The organism is Virgibacillus sp. GM2-2 (genome assembly GCF_055329585.1).
This window is the reverse complement of the sequence record NZ_JBUZWC010000014.1, coordinates 1-18,402: the sequence shown is the minus strand read 5'-3', so window position 1 is coordinate 18,402 and position 18,402 is coordinate 1. Positions and strand designations below refer to the sequence as shown.

Annotated in this window: 19 protein-coding genes and 2 pseudogenes; 9 read left to right on the top strand and 12 right to left on the bottom strand. The window is 36.8% G+C overall.

Going from position 1 to position 18,402, the window contains the following annotated elements; translation table 11 throughout:
• Window positions 1-44: 44 nt before the first annotated feature.
• Entirely contained in the window at window positions 45-575 is a 531-nt protein-coding gene (locus ACY9Z2_RS14685) for a YceD family protein (RefSeq protein ID WP_463610406.1), read from the bottom strand.
• Between the two features lie 206 nt (window positions 576-781).
• Here ACY9Z2_RS14685 and ACY9Z2_RS14680 point away from each other — a divergent pair, with 206 nt between their 5' ends.
• The gene (locus tag ACY9Z2_RS14680) at window positions 782-2,008 is read left to right on the top strand and encodes a nucleotidyltransferase (protein WP_463610405.1); all 1,227 of its coding nucleotides are present in this window, start codon (window positions 782-784) and stop codon (window positions 2,006-2,008) included.
• 154 nt (window positions 2,009-2,162) lie between these two features.
• Here the strand turns inward: ACY9Z2_RS14680 and ACY9Z2_RS14675 are convergent, their stop codons facing one another.
• Window positions 2,163-3,188 carry a SepM family pheromone-processing serine protease gene (locus ACY9Z2_RS14675; protein ID WP_463610404.1) on the bottom strand — a complete coding sequence of 342 codons (1,026 nt, stop codon included), beginning with the start codon at window positions 3,186-3,188 and terminating at the stop codon, window positions 2,163-2,165.
• A 379-nt stretch (window positions 3,189-3,567) separates the two neighbouring features.
• Between ACY9Z2_RS14675 and ylbJ the strand changes: the two genes are divergently transcribed.
• Window positions 3,568-4,773: a sporulation integral membrane protein YlbJ gene (ylbJ, locus tag ACY9Z2_RS14670; RefSeq protein WP_463610403.1), complete on the top strand. Its 1,206-nt coding sequence runs from the start codon at window positions 3,568-3,570 to the stop codon at window positions 4,771-4,773.
• Window positions 4,774-4,934: 161 nt separating this feature from the next.
• Here the strand turns inward: ylbJ and coaD are convergent, their stop codons facing one another.
• From coaD to ACY9Z2_RS14620, 10 genes and pseudogenes are all read right to left on the bottom strand, one after another.
• A complete protein-coding gene (coaD, locus tag ACY9Z2_RS14665) occupies window positions 4,935-5,414 on the bottom strand; it encodes a pantetheine-phosphate adenylyltransferase (RefSeq protein WP_463610402.1) in 480 nt (159 codons plus the stop codon).
• Complete coding sequence (gene rsmD, locus ACY9Z2_RS14660) at window positions 5,411-5,983, bottom strand: 16S rRNA (guanine(966)-N(2))-methyltransferase RsmD (protein ID WP_463610401.1); 573 nt, start codon at window positions 5,981-5,983, stop codon at window positions 5,411-5,413. Before rsmD ends, coaD begins: the two co-directional genes overlap by 4 nt.
• A gap of 317 nt (window positions 5,984-6,300) precedes the next feature.
• Window positions 6,301-6,576, bottom strand: a complete 276-nt coding sequence (locus ACY9Z2_RS14655; RefSeq protein WP_463610400.1) for a YlbG family protein — start codon at window positions 6,574-6,576, stop codon at window positions 6,301-6,303.
• A gap of 66 nt (window positions 6,577-6,642) precedes the next feature.
• Window positions 6,643-7,086, bottom strand: coding sequence for a YlbF/YmcA family competence regulator (locus tag ACY9Z2_RS14650; RefSeq protein ID WP_463610399.1), 444 nt, complete (start codon window positions 7,084-7,086; stop codon window positions 6,643-6,645).
• Window positions 7,087-7,145: 59 nt separating this feature from the next.
• On the bottom strand, window positions 7,146-7,376 hold the full coding sequence (locus ACY9Z2_RS14645; RefSeq protein ID WP_463610398.1) for a YlbE-like family protein: 231 nt from the start codon (window positions 7,374-7,376) through the stop codon (window positions 7,146-7,148).
• Between the two features lie 11 nt (window positions 7,377-7,387).
• Window positions 7,388-7,762, bottom strand: coding sequence for a spore coat protein YlbD (ylbD, locus tag ACY9Z2_RS14640; RefSeq protein ID WP_463610397.1), 375 nt, complete (start codon window positions 7,760-7,762; stop codon window positions 7,388-7,390).
• A gap of 378 nt (window positions 7,763-8,140) precedes the next feature.
• Window positions 8,141-9,379, bottom strand: coding sequence for an IS4 family transposase (locus ACY9Z2_RS14635; protein WP_463610396.1), 1,239 nt, complete (start codon window positions 9,377-9,379; stop codon window positions 8,141-8,143).
• A 220-nt stretch (window positions 9,380-9,599) separates the two neighbouring features.
• Complete coding sequence (locus ACY9Z2_RS14630; protein ID WP_463610395.1) at window positions 9,600-9,731, bottom strand: hypothetical protein; 132 nt, start codon at window positions 9,729-9,731, stop codon at window positions 9,600-9,602.
• Window positions 9,732-9,848: 117 nt separating this feature from the next.
• Window positions 9,849-10,916, bottom strand: a complete 1,068-nt coding sequence (locus ACY9Z2_RS14625; RefSeq protein ID WP_463610394.1) for a CAP domain-containing protein — start codon at window positions 10,914-10,916, stop codon at window positions 9,849-9,851.
• Between the two features lie 176 nt (window positions 10,917-11,092).
• Window positions 11,093-12,534: pseudogene (locus tag ACY9Z2_RS14620) on the bottom strand (NAD-dependent succinate-semialdehyde dehydrogenase).
• A 496-nt stretch (window positions 12,535-13,030) separates the two neighbouring features.
• Here ACY9Z2_RS14620 and qoxA point away from each other — a divergent pair.
• The 7 genes and pseudogenes from qoxA to tnpC form a co-directional block, all read left to right on the top strand.
• Entirely contained in the window at window positions 13,031-13,903 is an 873-nt protein-coding gene (gene qoxA, locus ACY9Z2_RS14615; protein ID WP_463610393.1) for a cytochrome aa3 quinol oxidase subunit II, read from the top strand.
• Window positions 13,904-13,994: 91 nt separating this feature from the next.
• Window positions 13,995-15,944: a cytochrome aa3 quinol oxidase subunit I gene (gene qoxB, locus ACY9Z2_RS14610; RefSeq protein WP_463610392.1), complete on the top strand. Its 1,950-nt coding sequence runs from the start codon at window positions 13,995-13,997 to the stop codon at window positions 15,942-15,944.
• Complete coding sequence (gene qoxC, locus ACY9Z2_RS14605; protein ID WP_463610391.1) at window positions 15,941-16,537, top strand: cytochrome aa3 quinol oxidase subunit III; 597 nt, start codon at window positions 15,941-15,943, stop codon at window positions 16,535-16,537. The genes qoxB and qoxC overlap by 4 nt, the downstream gene beginning before the upstream one ends.
• A gap of 1 nt (window position 16,538) precedes the next feature.
• Window positions 16,539-16,820, top strand: coding sequence for a cytochrome aa3 quinol oxidase subunit IV (gene qoxD, locus ACY9Z2_RS14600; protein WP_463610390.1), 282 nt, complete (start codon window positions 16,539-16,541; stop codon window positions 16,818-16,820).
• A 285-nt stretch (window positions 16,821-17,105) separates the two neighbouring features.
• Window positions 17,106-17,429, top strand: coding sequence for an IS66 family insertion sequence element accessory protein TnpA (gene tnpA / locus ACY9Z2_RS14595; protein ID WP_463610389.1), 324 nt, complete (start codon window positions 17,106-17,108; stop codon window positions 17,427-17,429).
• Window positions 17,423-17,632 (top strand): IS66 family insertion sequence element accessory protein TnpB, encoded by a 210-nt coding sequence (tnpB, locus tag ACY9Z2_RS14590; RefSeq protein ID WP_463610388.1) that lies wholly within the window; start codon window positions 17,423-17,425, stop codon window positions 17,630-17,632. Before tnpA ends, tnpB begins: the two co-directional genes overlap by 7 nt.
• Before the next feature lie 6 nt (window positions 17,633-17,638).
• Window positions 17,639-18,402, top strand: a pseudogene (gene tnpC, locus ACY9Z2_RS14585) (IS66 family transposase); the annotation flags it as partial.

Genomic DNA, 18,402 nt, shown 5'->3' with positions numbered 1-18,402 from the left:
ACCTCCTTCAAATGACGAAAGCAAAACTTGAACGAATCCTATTCTTATTTTTCTTTGTCGTTATCATTAAATAAGTGCTCCAATTTTTTAAAACGAGGATCAATTGTTTCCTTCTTTTCATCAGGAGATACAAGCTCCCAGCCATTACCTTTAAAAGGAGCGTTTTCTTGTGCTTCCTTATCATTAGAAAATACTCGAAAAGGAACCTCTAATAAAATATTTTCCTTTATATATGGCATTAAGTCAAGTGTTTCTCCACTAATCGGATGAATTTCTTGTTCTTTTTCCTCGTCTCCATAGTAAGTAGATAAACTAAATACTTCTTCTGCTTTTATAGCAAAAGGAAAAGGAACATCCACTAGTGTTCTCGCACATGGTAAAATCATCTCTCCCTTAATGGTGAAGTTAGAGATAATTTTATTTCCTTGTATATAACAATCACCCTCTACGTGAACATTTCCAATTTCACGTATGTCATTATTTAATGTTTCTAACTCCGAAACATCCTCTTCACTTTCAAAGTGATAGGGTTCATTATAAGAAGTTTGTTTAATTTTTCCTATAGCAATTTGCATAATTATCACCTCTAGGCAACAAGAGTTATTTTAAAAGGAAAATACACTTTTGTCAACATGTTTTCTTTACACACTTAAAAAACTTTTACTATTCTTCTTACCTATTATTCCACTTTATGGTCCAACTAATCAACTCTAATTTTTAAGTGCGATTCAACCTAAATTTTGGTACAATGTTAGCTAATCAATACTTAGGAGATGTTTAAATGGATGCATGTGGTTTAGTAGTAGAATATAATCCATTTCATAATGGCCATCTACACCATTTACGCGAGGCAAAAAAAGAATCAAATGCAACCTGTATGATTGCTGTGATGAGCGGAAATTTTTTGCAACGCGGTGAACCAGCAATAATAGATAAATTTCATCGTACAAAAGCAGCACTAGCAAGCGGTATTGACATCGTGCTTGAACTTCCATTTGTTTACGCCGTACAAAGCAGTGACTTATTCGCCAAGGGTTCCATACATACATTAAACGAAATTGGCGTATCGTCTATTTGTTTTGGAAGTGAATCTGGAACTACCACTAATTTTATGGAAAGCTATGAAATTTTTAAAGAAAAAGAAACTATTTTCCAGGATACCTTACAAAGATACTTAGCGGACGGACTTTCTTTCCCGGAAGCTAGTCGTTATGCATACTCTTCCATTGGCTTAGCTACTGATACGATTGATTTGTCACAACCAAATAATATACTTGGATTTAGCTATGTAAAAACAATACTAGATCATAATCTTTCCATTAAACCATTCACTGTTAAACGGACGAAAAGTGGTTATCATGATCAAACCATTTCAAGTTCGATTGCAAGCGCAACGAGCATACGGAAGCAGTTATTTCAAGATAATCACATTGCTGATAATAGCTCATCAACAATGCCGATTGGAACTTTAGAACAATTAGACTCCTATCGTAATAAAACCACTCTATGGCATAATTGGGAAAACTATTTTGCTTTACTTCATTACCGTGTAATGACCATGGACCTTACAGAGCTTGCTGCTATTCACGGCGTAGACGAAGGTCTAGAGTTCCGTATTAAAAAAAACGCTAAGCATGTTCAAACGATACAGGAGTGGATTGATGCTATTAAAACAAAGCGATATACATGGACAAGAATTCAACGTATTTTTGTTCATATACTATGCAATACAAAAAAGACTGACATCGATTATATAAAAGGTCAAGAATCTGTCCCATACGTTCGTTTACTAGGAATGACAAGCCAAGGACAAGCGTACTTAAATCAACAAAAAAAAGAAATGAATGTTCCACTTATTTCGCAATTGACTCGGCTAAGCAACCCCTTGCTAGTTAACGAAGAAAAAGCAAGTAACGCCTATTACAGTGTATTACAACCATCAATGCAACGGGATTTTGTCACTCAGGAAATTAGTCCACCTATAATAAGAAAAGCGGAAGCGCCTTGAAAGACACGACAAGCATAAGCGTTACGCTACAGTGTGGTGATTTTTACCACACCGAGAAGTAGACTGCTTATGTCTCGAGTGTCTAGTCCGCTTGCGCTGGACAGATTTTATACATTCTTATCTTTTGAATAAAAACTAGTTGGGAGTGTCCCAACTAGTTTTTTGGTTCTAATTCTTGTAAGTATTGTAAGGCATCTTTAAACGTGTCTACTGGAACTATTTTCATATCTGTTCCAATTTCCTCAGCAGTTTTTTTGGCTACCTCATAATTAGAATCTTCAGCTCCATTTTCATTCGGTGCAAAGAATACACTGCACCCTTCATCATCAGCTGCAATCACTTTTTTATCAATTCCTCCAATTCGCTGCACATTTCCCTCATAATCAATTTCACCAGTGCCACAAATTTGGTACCCTTTCGTTAAATCCTCTTTCTTTAGTTGATCGTAAATTTCTAGGGAAAACATTAAACCAGCACTTGGTCCACCAATGTTTCCACTTGAAAAAGTTACGTCAGGATCAACTTCAACTCCTCGATCTGTAACTAATTGAATCCCGATTCCTACTTTGTCTTCTAATTTTTCAAATTCCTGAAGCTCTATTTCTTTGGTAATCTTTTCCTCGCCACGCACAATTTCTAATGTTAACGTATCTCCTGCTTTTTTACCCTCGACATACTTAATTAGGTCTTCTGATTTTTCAATTGAATTACCATCAATTCCAACGATACGATCCCCAATTTTAAGTTTTTTCTCTGCCGGCATTCCCTCTATAACGGAAACAACATAAACACCATTATATTGGATATCAATGCCTTCATTTGCCGCAGTGTATGCAACAACTATCGCAGCTTCCTGTGAGCTTTCCATCATTTGAAGTTGAAAATGAAAATACTCTTTCTCAGAAATCCCTTCTGGTCTAATCTCTTCAATTGGATGAAGCTCATGGTGTGGTAAAACTTTTGCCATAGCATATTGTATTGGAGTCGCTTGACCACCCCTAACCGTAACTAAATGCATATCGCCCTCACTCGCATATCCACCTTCAACTTCTACAATTGGATTTAATGCACCAGCATCTCCCGGCTTATAAATATAATATGGAAGCTTATAGGTTGATAGGAAAAAAGCAATTACAACTACTATTATTAAGTAAACCAAATGTCGTTTTGTAAATTTCATTAAAAAACTCCTTTTCTACCAAACGATAAAGTAAACCTTCATTCAGTGGAGGTTTTTACCTCACATAACTAAATGATAGTTGAACGAATCGGACTTTTAAGGGTAGGTTATATTCCCCATATAAAATTCAAATACTCTTTTTTGGAAATATAGGAATACTGCCCGTTTATGCAAATTAAACCATTTCATTCAAAAATATTAGCATAAATGTGAGTACCGAAAGCGTATAGTGTTAGTAGCTTGTATCCATTATTTGTTATTAGACTAACAAAAACTACTGGACTTACCTAATCATGTGTATTCAGAAACAAGCTAAAATCATTCTACTACTATCAAAAAAATATGTACAGGATGAGCTCAATTTATAGGGGGCTTTAAATTGAAACAAACGATGATCACTATATTGCTTGCTGGGACAACCTTATTTATGACATTTGCATTAATCACTTTTCCGGATCAAGCCTTTGAAGCAAGCTTACGGGGATTGAATGTATGGTTTGAAAAAGTGTTCCCATCATTACTACCTTTTTTTATCACAGCTGAATTACTTATAGCTTTTGGCGTTGTGCGATTTATTGGGGTATTGTGTGAACCAATTATGCGGCCTCTATTTAACGTACCAGGAGTAGGAAGTTTTGCTTGGGCAATGGGCATGGCCAGTGGTTACCCAACAGGAGCTAAGATTACTGTTCGTCTACGTGAAGAAAAGCAATTAACGAGATTAGAAGGGGAACGATTGGTTTCGTTTACAAATGCTTCCAGTCCTTTATTCATTTTTGGAGTGATTGCGGTAGGATTTTTTTATGACGCAAAACTAGGAATTTTACTAGCAATTGCCCACTACGGAGGAAACGCCCTTGTAGGTATATGTATGCGTTTCTATGGCAGAAAAGATTCAGAGGTAGAACAAAAACCTGAAAAAAAGAAAGTATCACTCATTCGAGCATTTAAAGAAATGCACGAAACCAGACTTTCCGATTCCAGACCATTTGGTGAAATATTTGGTGATGCTGTGATAACCTCCATTAAAACCCTGGTGATGGTAGGTGGTTTCATCATTATTTTTTCCGTTTTTATTAAATTATTATATATTATTGGACTCTCCCCAATAATTGCTAGTGGATTAAAAGTAATCCTACATATACTTTCTATGCCCATGGAATTAGCTACCCCAATATTTTCCGGTTTATTCGAGATTACAATCGGTTCCGACCTGATAACGGAAGCTAATGTAGATGCATTATTTGCTCAAGTTATCGCAGTTAGTTTTATATTAGGCTTTAACGGTTTCTCGGTACAAGCACAAGTAGCCAGTATTCTAGCAAAATCAGATTTACGATTCTCCCCTTACTTTTTTGCGAGGATTTTACATGGATTTTTTGCAAGTATTATTGCTTTCCTATTGTACAAACCGTTATACATTAATCAAAAAACAATTAATACTGATGATATGCCGGTTTCGGGGAATATCCACCAAAGTTTTTGGCAGATTGCATTAAACAACTTAGAAACATACGGACCTATCATAACCATTGTTTCCATAGCATTTATGTGTATTATATTATTTCAACGTAGGTATTCTTAGAAAAGTTTAATTTATAGACTTAGAAATCTTTGCTTATCGCCAAGATTTATGGCGAAAACCTTAGTTGCCCTTATACTGCTAACCATAAAAACTTATACTCCTATCAGTGCAAAAAAATGTTGTAAGAGAGCGAAATAATTTAGCTTCTCCTACAACATTTTTTATTTATATTTTTTATGTAATTCTTGTGCTACAATTTCAGGCACCAAATCGGTGACGTTTGCCTTATACTTCGCTACTTCTTTTACAATGCTTGAACTTAAGAATGAATATTGATTATTTGTCATCATAAAAAATGTCTCAATCGTTTCTTCTAGTTTTCGATTCATCGAGGTAATTTGCATTTCATATTCAAAATCACTGACAGCTCGCAAACCTCGTAAGATTGCATTAGCCTTTACTTCCTTAGCATAATCAATTAAAAGTCCATCACAAGCATCTACGGTGACATTCGGAAGATGCTTTGTTGATTCCTGTAACAAATATACTCTTTCTTCAACAGAGAATAATGGATTTTTTGATTGATTATTAAATACCGCCACAATCACCTCATCAAAAATACTTGCACCTCGTTGAATAATGTCTAGATGACCGAAAGTTACCGGATCAAAACTACCTGGACAAACCGCTAAACTGCTCATACTAACTCTCCTTTCAAATTGTGTTTATATAGACTTACTCCAATTGTTCCTCCATATGTAGCTTGTTTCACCATCGAGAAAGCAGGATGATTGTCTGGTAAAACGTCACCTTTATCATGCTCACAATAAATGTGTCCGTTTTCATTTAAAAGATTATGCATTGCAATTTCATTTAATAATTCTTCATAGCTAGCTTTTTTATATGGTGGATCGAGCAGGATTAGATCAAATTTCAAATCCCTTTTAGCTGCAGCTTGAAGCGCCCGATTAGCATCGGTACGAAAAACTTCCGTTACATTTTCCAACTGCAACTCTCGAATATTCTCATGAATAGTAGAAATAGCTTTCGCGTTTTTATCTACAAAAATTGCCTGGTTCATTCCACGGCTCAAAGCTTCAATTCCCAATGATCCACTTCCAGCAAACAAGTCTAGACATACACCCCCATCAAAAAAAGGACCAAGTACTTGAAAGATCGCTTCTTTTACTTTATCCGTTGTAGGTCTAGTTTGTTTTCCCGGGACAGCTTTAAGTTGTCTACCTTTATATGTACCCGCAATTACCCGCATTATAATCACCTCAAAAAGACATTGTTCGACATTAATCCTACCACAAAAAAGTTTTTTAGAAAAATTATGGTTGATTTGTATATATTTTTTCATCGTGTACATACTAGAAAAATGAAACAGCAAACGCTTTGCTTGGTTGTTTCACGGTGAGAAGAAGACTTACTTCCCCATAAGTTCTTCTTCTGATTTCTCCTCTCCCTTTACTTTTTGTTTTTAATAAACAAAAAGACCTGCAGATCTGTTGTCTGCAGGTTTTTTCTTTGCACTGATTGTATAGCTGACTTGTACATGCATAAACGGACATAGAATCCGTTATATTAAATTCCCATTTTATAATCGTACTCTTTTGCCTTATCTGGTTTAGCATTTTCATAATCTGTACGAATAAATGGTTTATAGGAACGATCAATTTTTGATACAAATGGCAATTTTAATAGCTTATGTTCTATATCATCCATCTCATCTTTATTTACATAAATTACAGCGTATTTAAGCTTTTTTGATGAATACAATAGATGACCATATCTTCTTATCTGTTTAAGGTTCTTCATATGTTGAAACCAAACAATTAAACCCTGTCGTTCTGTTCTCATACCATTTCCTCGCTCACATCATGATTTGAAAATTAGTGTATCAGATAATAGTTGCTACATCAATAGTTAGGAAGCCTTGCAGCCGCAACCACTGCTACCCGAACCGCATCCACATCCGCCATCCGAGAGTGCTGCACCATCCTTTGGAGCCTTAATCATATCCCCTACGCTCATCGCAACATTTTTACTAATTTCATCTAGTAATTTTTGAAGATTACGTTCAGCTATTTTAAATGCTGCCACTTTATCATTCATATCCATTTCACGTTTGGTGGAGCGAACTTTCTTCATGATGGTACTATAATCTGGATGATACCTACCAAATCGTTGGACATCCTCATATTGGTCTTTTATATCTGTAAAAGCTTTAATAAGCTTTTGGGATTCGTCGTCTTCTTGTAAAGCTTTTTGAGAATTGTTGTATGCTTCCATTACATCTGACTGTAAAATCATTTTACCAAGAGCCTCTGATCGATCAAGTATATCAACAATCTCCATTGTTCCTAGCATATCTTCACCCCCACTACCATCTTATCACTTTCCTACTGTAATGAAAATGCTAAAACGACTTAATCATCCATTGCTGCTAATTGGATTAACATCTTAATCATAGAAATGTGATTGCTAGCTTTTTCAATTTGCTGGGGTAATGATTTACCATAAAACTTTTTCGCTTCCTTTTCAATTTCGTTTATTCTGTTTGGTTCTCTTGAAAGGTATCTATACCATTCAGGGTTATGTCTAATAAAGTTTCGTAACGCAGGTTGTGATTTTAAATAATGATAGCTGTTTCGATCCATAACATCACATCTCAATCTCTGTACTTATTTTCATTAAAGCGTTGCTGATAATAATTCCCCTGATTATTGTCTTGAAATTGATTGAGCATCCCTTGAATAACGGTAATGGTTTGATTCCAGTCTTTAACCTTTTCTTGTATTTGATCGATATCTTTGTTTTCCGTCCATTTTTGAAGCTTCTCGATAATACCGGAAGTATTGCTTTCTTTTTTGTTCGTGGATTTATATTTATCCCAATAAGGGTCTGATTCACCGAGTAAAACCCATTTTTCATAATATGGTTGCCAGGACTTATCACTCTTTCTGACTTCTTGGATAAGTTTAGGATGATCGTTCAAAAATTTACGGAATTCTACTATAGATGAATCTAATTCTTTATCACTCATCTCAGGTCACCTCAGGTTTGAATTACTGTTGTTAATAGTTTATGCCCACCAAAAGTATTTGTGCTAATTAACATAAATCTAGAAGTTACTGCATGTATGTTAAAAGTAATCTGCGAACTAGACATGTTGACCAGGCATTTCTCAGGTAGCGGACACAGAAGCCCTTATTTTTACTTTTCGGGTATGTTTCATGGGTTAACCGGACTCAGGATCACTAGCCTTGCAAATGTATCCACATATCTAACAAAAAGGGGGTATCTTACCGATATCCCTTTTATAATATGTTATGTAAAAATTTACCATTCTCTTTTTTCTGATAAAAACCCAAAAAGCGGATTGGGTGCAGTAAATCAGCCCAGTTATCCATTTTTTGGTAGTTTATTTATTATATTTTACTGTTTTCGAACGTCTTTCTCCAACTTGTTTTACAAAAGCCACGCCACCATCATCCAATTTTACTGGACTTCTAGGTTTATTGCTTTTTTGTCTACCCTTTGAGGGTCGTTTTGGGTTTCGATGTAATACGTTCCAAAACGCATGCCATGACTGTTCTCCGTAAATTCGGAGGAGCTCTAGCACACGCCACGTGGTTTTCTTGGTCTTTTCTATGGTTCGAACATACAAAGCGAGACAATATGCAGTCATGGCAAAGAAAATTTGGTTCCAAATACCTTGCGGTTTGGTACTTTGAAGTTTGGTAACACGTACGTGTTGCTTCAACCATTTGAAGAAGAGTTCGACCATCCAGCGACATTTATATAATGCTGCAATTTCTTCTGCTTTTAGGTCCCAACGATTTGTAGCGATTCGGTAAAAACGACCTTCTTCATCTGTAAATTCAACTAAACGGATGGCATTCCTCATCTGAATGCTTTTACTCCCTAGTATCACTTTTGCGTCCATCGTTACTTTTTCGCTATCTGCCTCAAAGGTTTCTAGTGTCGTTGCTTTATTTTTGTCATTAATACGCATCGCGAAGCAAAAATTCTGATCTATCCATTCGTCCATTTTCGTATAATCTACATACCCTCTATCAAATAAATAGGTGGCATTTGGATCGGTCACCAACGACGTGACGACCTCCCGGTCATCCACATTTCCAGTAGATGGAATAACACGATCGGGAAAAGATTCATCAAGGGACGCAACAACTAATCGAGTGTGAAACTTAACCTGACTTCGGTTATACGTGACATAAGCCCATTTTCCGAGTATGCCACCAAGGTGAAGGGAAGACGAATCAATGACATGCAGCTTCCCAAATGTAGGGTGCCCTTTTTTATGGGCAGTAAGTTCGTAAAGTTTCTTTACGGCCATGAAAAATAATTGCTGCGTATACGTGGTAGGTAAAGTGTTCATCCGTCGAGAAAGCTGAGAACCGCTTATGTCAGAAAGCCCAAAAAGATCTTCGGAATCTCTTCTTGCCCGTATTTGTTCCTCCATTTCCGTGTAGGAAGCCCAATTCCCTAGCTGAGCAGCGATGAAAATTCTCATTAGATTAGGGGTGGTCAGCTTTTTCACTCCCAAATCTAGAAAAGCCGTTGATAATGTATTAATAGGTAATAAAGATAAACATTTACTTAATACGGATTGATTTGATATACTAATGTTATCCATAAGAATCTCCTTTTTGTAGAAGTCACGGATAACGTGGGCTTAGCTTCTACAATAGGAGATTTTTTTTGGTTTGTCTAGATTATATTTTCATGAATATACGGCCTGTGGATACATTTGCAAGGCTAGTGACTCAGGATACCTTATTTAGGCAAAAACAGGTTGAAATCAGGCTTTTTTACTAAATAAGGTATCCTGTGTCCGATAACAACCGCATTTACCCTTATTTTTCACAAATAAGGGATCGTGTGTCCGCTAGCTGCCATCCTGCATGCATCCTTTCCAGTACGCTCGAAAATGTTACTTCACTAGCCTTGTCCGCAGTAGAAATCAACGTTGCTGTTACACTAATCATAAATTTTCATTAGTTCGCAGTTTACTTCAACTGCGAATCAATTAATATATCTAAAGATATTGTTAACTCTCACCAAAAATTTAAAATCCTGAAGGATAATTTAACCCTTCAGGTTTTTTATGGCTTCTGTAAAAAGTTTTGTGTGTAATAGAAGTGATAAACTCCAACACCTAAATGTGTATATTTTTCATCTAACAACGCTTCTCGGTGTCCTTTACTATTTAACCAGCCTTGCATCGCAGCTGGAGCGTCTGGATATTGCGCTGCAATATTTTCACCTGCAGCAAGATAAAATACTTCTTTGGCCGCTAAGCGTTCTTTTAAACCGTCTCCATTTAATCCATAGTGGGAAAAATAGTTGTTGACAGCCATATCTTTACTGTGGAGAAAGGCTACTTCACTAACTGCTTCTCCCCACTTTAACTGGGATTTTTGATGCTGGGTTCGCATTACATTGGTAATGGAAAAAATTTGTTGTTCCATACCACTTTCAATCTTTTCCCACTCCTTATCAGTGGGAGTAGGTGCTTCAGGTAGCTCTCCACGGTATTCAATGGCATAAGGACGCTGCTTTAACAATACATCTCCAGTCATCACCCTAATCGACGATAAGGTTGAAGTAAATGTATCAAAATAACATTGCAAAAAAACGTTATCCGTTAACTTTACTAACGGACGCATGCTCATCTCTTTATCATCTAATTTAAACGTAAAAGATGAAATTCCTTGGTGTAATGTTACTTCACTGTTAAAAGAGAATTGTTTGGCCACCTCGTTATATGATTGTCCAATCTGTATGGGCGATAAAGATAAGTTACTTCCCGTTGCATACAGAGTTGTTATGGTATTATCTTTTACACCGAATTGAACATGTTGCTTTGTTTCGTCTGTATATACCCACCATTCATAACCATAAGCACTTAAATCTCTCCGAACGGGCTCCCCCAACTCTTTCGTTAATTGATCAGTGTTTTTACCTATCCAGTGATATAATTCACCTTCTAATTCAATCGAAAATGGGTTTCTTTCTGGTACCGACTTCGACTTCAATAAGCTTGTTTTGTTATTTAGTTTTTCACCAATGTCCATTACAGCTTCTTTAGGAGTGACATCATAAATATTTAATATAAAGTATCCACTAAAAACTAATAGTAAAAGCATATATATCGTTCGGAATAGTCGCATGTCTACTTCTCCTTCTCGTATTTTATCTAGAGTATGTATACATTAACTATATGTCCAATATAGTAAAACATGCACAGCATGAAATTACATAAGATATAAACTACTATTATGATTATAGGATAAGGTACACGAAATATAAAATTGGTAATGGGGAAATCCTATTTAGCTCATCATAATTAGATACTAAGAGATATATATTTCACCTCTAGATATTCCTCAATACCCTCTTGCCCACCTTCACGACCAAACCCACTTTGTTTGGTACCACCAAACGGAGCTTGTGCTGCTGATGGAATACCATCATTCCATCCAATAATGCCATATTCAAGTCCTTCTGAGATACGGGTCCCCCTTGATATGTTTTGTGTAAAGAAATAAGCAGCTAGACCAAACGATGTATCGTTTGCTGCTTTTATTGCTTCATCATCATGGTCATATTTTGCAATAGGAAGAACCGGTCCAAAGTCTCTTCGTTCATAATAACCATGTCATGATTTGCATCAGCTAATAAAGTCGGCTTATAAAAGTAAGTATCTTTATGAGGATCTGCTTTGCCTTCACCACCAGTAGTTACCTTTGCTCCCTTTTCCTGTGCATCCTTGACATGACGTCCTACTTTCTCCAAACCTTCTTTATTGATTAGGGGACCAACATCAACACCTTCTTCCAATCCATTACCAATGTTAAGTTTTTCAACCTCAGCGGTCATTCGTCTAACAAGTTCGTCGTAAATACTTGATTGAGCATAAACGCGGTTAGCTGCGATACAGGTTTGTCCGCTATTTCTAAACTTAGCGGCTATTAACATCTCAACGGTTTGTTCAAGATCAGCATCATCACATACAATTACTGGTGCATGCCCACCAAGTTCAAGGGAAAGTTTCATAACTTGCTCAGCCCCCTGCTTCATTAACAATTTTCCGACGGGTGTTGAACCAGTGAACGTTAATTTTCGAACGCGCATATCGGTCATAACTGTTTCTGAGAATTTTTCTGGATTACCATTCACGACATTGAAAACACCCTTTGGAATACCTGCTTCCTCAGCTAATTCTGCTAGTCTCATACACGTTAAAGGTGTTTCTTCAGATGGTTTCACGATAAATGTACAGCCCGCTGCTAGCGCAGGGCCAAGTTTTCTTGTAACCATAGCTGCTGGAAAATTCCATGGGGTAATTGCTGCAACAACACCAACAGGTTGTTTAATCACCTTAATACGATGATTTTCTCTCTTACCAGGAATCGTACGTCCATAGACTCGCTTACCTTCTTCGGCATACCACTCTATAAACGATGCGGCATATTGCACCTCACCTTTAGATTCTTTTAATGGCTTACCATTTTCTTTTGTAATGATTTCGGCAATCTCAATTTCATGCGCCATGATGAGATCAAAATATTTTCTTAGCACATCACTACGGTCAGCTGCTGACTTCTTGGACCATTCAAGAAGCGCTTGAGACGCCGCTTCAATTGCTTGTTTTGCATGTTCTTCATCAGCGTCAGGGATCGATCCGATGTTCTCTCCAGTTGCAGGGTTGAACACTTTAATCTTATTATAACTATCGCCAACCCATTCCCCATTAATATAGTTTAAATAGTCGAATTGTTGTACCATTAAAACCCCTCCTTTGGATTATCCTTTTTTATTTTTCCATATATAAGTTTTTTCTATGCAGTTTATGGCTTTTTTTCTTAGCGGAACATACGGCAGCATTATACTGAACCGTGATTTTTGGAACTTAAATGAAAAGTTTTATAGAAAATTAAACATAAACATCTAAATTTTAACACACAAAAAGATCGGTTTATTCGTAATTTAAACTACACATTTCATGAGGATTCTTATAATTTTCGTTCTCTCCAACACACAAGTTGAAAGATCGTAAACATGATATGGGTTCCTTCAATTATTCGCATCATTTGTTCAACAAATGTCTAAAAAGCTGTCACAGATTAGTTAATTACTTTTGAACAATATGTGAAGTATTTCACATTATATTGAATTACATTATATGCTCCCTTATGATTACCTATAGATTTGTACCTTGGGTGTAAATAAACACAAACTATTCAATTCTATAAATATATGGATAAAAGAAAGGGGACTACATATGAAAACAAAATGGGGTTTAGTAAGTTTATTTATTACTGGTTTAGTACTGCTAACTGGTTGTGAACCATTAACTATCTTAAATCCAAAAGGCCCACAAGCTGCAACAATATCAGATGTCATTATGATATCTATTTGGACAATGTTGATAATTGTAGTAGCAGTTTTCGTACTCTTGATCGTTATGCTTACAAAATACCGTGCTTCTAAACAAAGTAAGGATTATAAACCTCCTCATATTGAAGGAAGCAAAATTGTAGAAAGTATATGTGTCGGGATTCCAATTCTAATTGTCATTTTCCTATCAGTAGTAACTGTACAAAGCACATATGAAGTAGAAGGTAAACCAAAAGGTTTCGAAGACAAAGAACCATTGGTTATTTATGCTGCATCATCTAACTGGAAGTGGCACTTTAGTTATCCTGAGGAAAACATTGAAACGGTTAACTATGTGTTTATTCCAACAAACCGTCCAATACAATTTAAAATCTACGCCTATGGACCAATGTCTAGTTTCTGGATTCCACAGCTTGCAGGACAGAAATACGGGATGGAATCTATGGTTAATACATTGAATTTGGCAGCTACAACCCCTGGAGAATATATGGGTAGGAATGCAATGTTCACTGGTGAAGGATTTGCCAAACAAACATTTAATGTAAAGGCACTTCCCAAAGACGAGTATAAAACATGGGTTGAAGAGATAAAAGCTACTGCCGAATCTCTCACAGAAGAAAAGTTTGATAAGTTGTTAGAGCCTGGGCACCTTGGACAGTTAACATTTAATGGCACACATTTAGGGTTTTCCCCACCTCCAAGTGGACATCATGGAGCAGGCAAATCAAATATACAGACGGAGCAAAAAATGGAGTAAATGAATTCAGAGAAAAATAGTAATTAATTGTTTATAAGTTTTATACCGAAGTTTCCTATTAATCAATGTATCTAGCGAAAGGAGCCAAAAAATGGATTTCTTTGAAAGATTTGCCGTACCAAATCCTACATTTACGATATATGCCTCAATGGTTGCTATTGCCTTAACTATTGCAGGAATAATCTTTTGTTTAACTTATCTAAAAAAGTGGGGATATTTATGGCGTGAATGGCTAACAACTGTTGACCACAAACGAATAGGTATTATGTATCTATTTTCTGCTTTATTAATGCTATTTCGTGGTGGTGTAGACGCGATAATGATGCGTGCCCAAACCGCAATACCTGAGAACACATTTTTAAATGCTCAGGAATACAATGAAATTTTTACTACTCATGGAGTAGTGATGATTATCTTTATGGCTATGGCATTCATAATGGCCTTAATGAATTTCGTTGTTCCCCTTCAAATAGGCGCACGCGATGTTGCATTTCCGCGTTTAAATGCAGTCAGTTTTTGGTTATATTTTATGGGAGCAATGTTGTTTAACATCTCGTTTGTGTTAGGAGGTTCTCCCGATTCAGGGTGGTCTTCTTATTTTCCGCTTGCTGGAAATGAATTCAGTCCATCAGCAGGAACGAATTATTACATGTTAGCGATACAAATATCGGGTCTTGGTACTTTAATTACTGGAATTAACTTTATTGTTACGATTCTTAAAATGAGAGCACCTGGTATGAAATTAATGAAAATGCCCATGTTTACATGGTCAGCCCTAATTACGAATCTAATCATTGTTTTTGCATTCCCTGTATTAACAGTTGCACTTGCAATGGGAACAATGGATCGCCTTTTTGGAACACACTTTTTTGCAACAACTAATGGTGGTATGGATATGCTTTGGGTAAACTTTTTCTGGGTTTGGGGACACCCAGAGGTATATATCTTAATTTTGCCAGCGTTCGGTATTTATAGTGAGATTATTCCAACATTTGCTCGTCGTAACCTATATGGCTATAAATCAATGGTAGTTTCCATAGTATCGATCTCTGCACTCTCATTTTTAGTTTGGGTTCACCATTTTTATACAATGGGACAAGGAGCATTAGTGAATAGTATTTACTCAATTGCAACAATGGCTATCGCAATTCCAACTGGGGTGAAAATTTTCAATTGGTTACTCACGCTTTGGAAAGGTAAAATTACATTTACCACCCCAATGCTCTATTCGGTCGGTTTCATTCCAATATTCACCATTGGAGGAGTTACAGGAGTAATGCTTGCTATGGCAAGTGCAGACTACCAATATACGAATACGATGTTCTTGGTAGCACACTTTCACTTAGTTATTATACCTGGAGTTGTTTTCGCTATGATTGCCGGTCTCTTTTACTGGTGGCCGAAAATGTTTGGTTTCATGTTAAATGAAAGACTTGGAAAATCTTCCTTCTGGTTCATCGCAATTGGTGTATGTCTTGCCTTCTTTCCAATGTTCATCTCAGGTTTAGATGGTCAAGTTCGCCGAATGTACACATATTCTGAATCGACTGGTTTCGGTATTTGGAATATGCTTTCATTTATTGGAGCATTAATGCTAGCGGTTGGATTTATTTTAATTGTTTATAACATTTACTATAGCACTCGCTATGCATCAAGAGACAATAGTTCAGATCCATGGGATGCACGCTCTCTTGAATGGGCTACACATAGTCCAGTACCAGAATATAACTTTGCTATTACGCCACAAGTTAATTCATCAGAAGCTTTCTGGGATTCGAAGAAAAAAAGCTATCAGCTATTTAGAGGTAAATATAAAGAAATACACATGCCAAATAATAGTGGTATGCCATTTGTAATGTGTTGTTTCTTCTTCGTATTAGGATTTGCTTTTGTCTTTAGTTTATGGGCCGTTGCTATAATCGCTACAATAGGCATCTTCGCTTGCATGGCTTATCGTTCATTTGAAATAGATCATGGGTATCATATATCCGTCGAAGAAATTAAAAAAACGGAAGAAAAATCAGGAGGTGTAAGAAAATGAAAATAGATCATTCTCAACCTCTAGAATATAGTACAAAACAAAATGAGTTTAATATACTAGGCTTTTGGATTTTTTTAGGAGCTGAAATCGCGCTCTTTGCTACACTTTTTGCAACATATTTTATACTACTTAAGGGAATTGGGAATGGCCCAGCAGGTAGTGAAGTTTTTATAGTTGACACGCTTATCGCCCAAACATTATTACTTTTAACCAGTAGTTTTACGATTGGGTTGGGGGTAAACGCAATGAGGCTTGGTAGGAAGAAAGCGATGATTAATTTCTTTCTCATTACGCTTATACTTGGGCTTGGATTTTTAGGGGTTGAAATATATGAATTTACCCAATATGTGCATGAAGGGCTATCTCTTCAAACTAGTGGCTTTTCAGCTGCACTCTTTACGCTATTAGGTACACATGGTGCGCACGTTGGATTTGGGTTATTCTGGGGCACTTCTATAATCATTCAAATAAAAAAGCGTGGGTTAACACCCGAAACCTGTAATAAGTCATTTATCTTTTCTCTTTACTGGCATTTCTTAGATGTAATTTGGATATTCATCTTCAGTTTCGTCTACTTGAAAGGAATGATGTAATATGAAAGAATTATTCCCTTTTAAACAAGTAATGGGGTATGTTTTCTCATTGCTTCTTACAGCAGTTGCTCTATCCATATATTTCATTGACTTGTCATTTGAGATGGGCATAACTATACTTTTAGTTACAGCATTCTCACAAGCTGGAGTGCAACTAACTGTATTTATGCACACAAGTGAATCAATGGACAAACATCCCATCTATACGAACGTATATTTTGGTTTGTTTATTGCTCTAGTAACCATCTTCGGATCTTTATTAACATTAGTTTGGGGCTATTAAATATCCAGGAGAGCGTCGTTTGACGTTCTCTTTTTTTGATTATAACCGCTTCATTACGTCAATGCTCATACATATTACCGGACTTAATATTCGACTTTTCTCATGTTCTAAATTTAAATGGTATAACCGTAACCATATGAAAAGAATGAACTTATAGAAAGGGCTTTCCGTTGCAATATATTATATAGACATGTCATTTATCTGTAAGCGTCAAATACTTCCCACATTTTAATACTTGGCCATCCATGCGATAATCTTCCTAGAAGTTAATTGGGAGGTTAGTAGATGACCAAAGAAGACAAAAGAATAGAATGGAAAAATCGTTATGATGCATGGAAAGCCAGTGGTGAAAATGTAGCTGCCTGGTGTCGTGTACATGAAATAAAGGCTCATCAAATGTACTACTGGATCAAGCGATTTGAAGGAGATGAGACTTCCTCATCTAGTACACAATGGTTGACAGTGAATGTAGAAGATCGATTGACAAACTCCTTTTCTAGACAGGATCCTATTTTTATTCACGTTGGATTTATTTCTGTCGAGGTACGCTCTGGTACCGACCGTACACTTTTATCCGATGTGATCCATGTGCTACAAAATCCATGCTGACCAATTTTCACTATGAACGGGTTTACCTAGCACGTGGCAGCACAGATCTCCGCAAGTCCATTGATGGACTCGCCGTTATTGTAAAAGAGTGTTTTCAACTTGATCCTTTTTCCCCTTGTTTATTCGTATTCTGTAATCGAAAACGGGATAAGTTAAAAATCCTTCAATGGGAACACAACGGATTCTGGTTACATTATCGTTGATTGGAACGATTCGGTTCCTCCAGTGAGAAAATCCACCCGGATCAATTATCCATTTTTAATGAAACTGAGGTTACGACAGATCCAACGGTTGAGGAACCGACTGTCGAGACCATTACCTATCAACGCAAGAAAAAGAGTGGACAACGAGATCAGATGCTGGAAAACCTGCCTACGGAAACGATCGAATATCGTTTGTCAGCCGAGGAACAGGTCTGTTCGTGTTGCGCTGGGACCCTACATGAGATGAGCACGGAAGTGCGTCGGGAAATTGACATTATTCCAGCACAAGCGAAGGTAAAGAAACATATTCGCTATGTGTATAGCTGCCGTCATTGCGAGCGCAATGGGATCGAAACCCCAATTGTGACAGCGCCGATGCCAGCACCGGTTTATCCAGGAAGCCTCGCTTCCTCTTCTGCAATGGCTTATACGATGACACAAAAATACGTGGAGAGTATGCCGCTGTATCGTCAGGAGAAGCACCTAGAGCGATTTGGTTTTTCTATACCACGACAAACCTTGGCCAATTGGATGATGTATGGTGCGAACAATTAGCTAAACATCATTTACGATGAGCTATCTACCCACCTTCTCAATCAAGATATACTACATGCGGATGAGACTACGTTACAGGTTCTTTCCGAACCAGAGCGTCCAGCTACATCTACTTCTTATATGTGGTTGTATCGTACAAGACGAGAAAGCTCGCCAGTCATTCTGTATGATTATCAGCAAACCCGTGCGAATAAACATGTCCGCCGTTTTTTAGC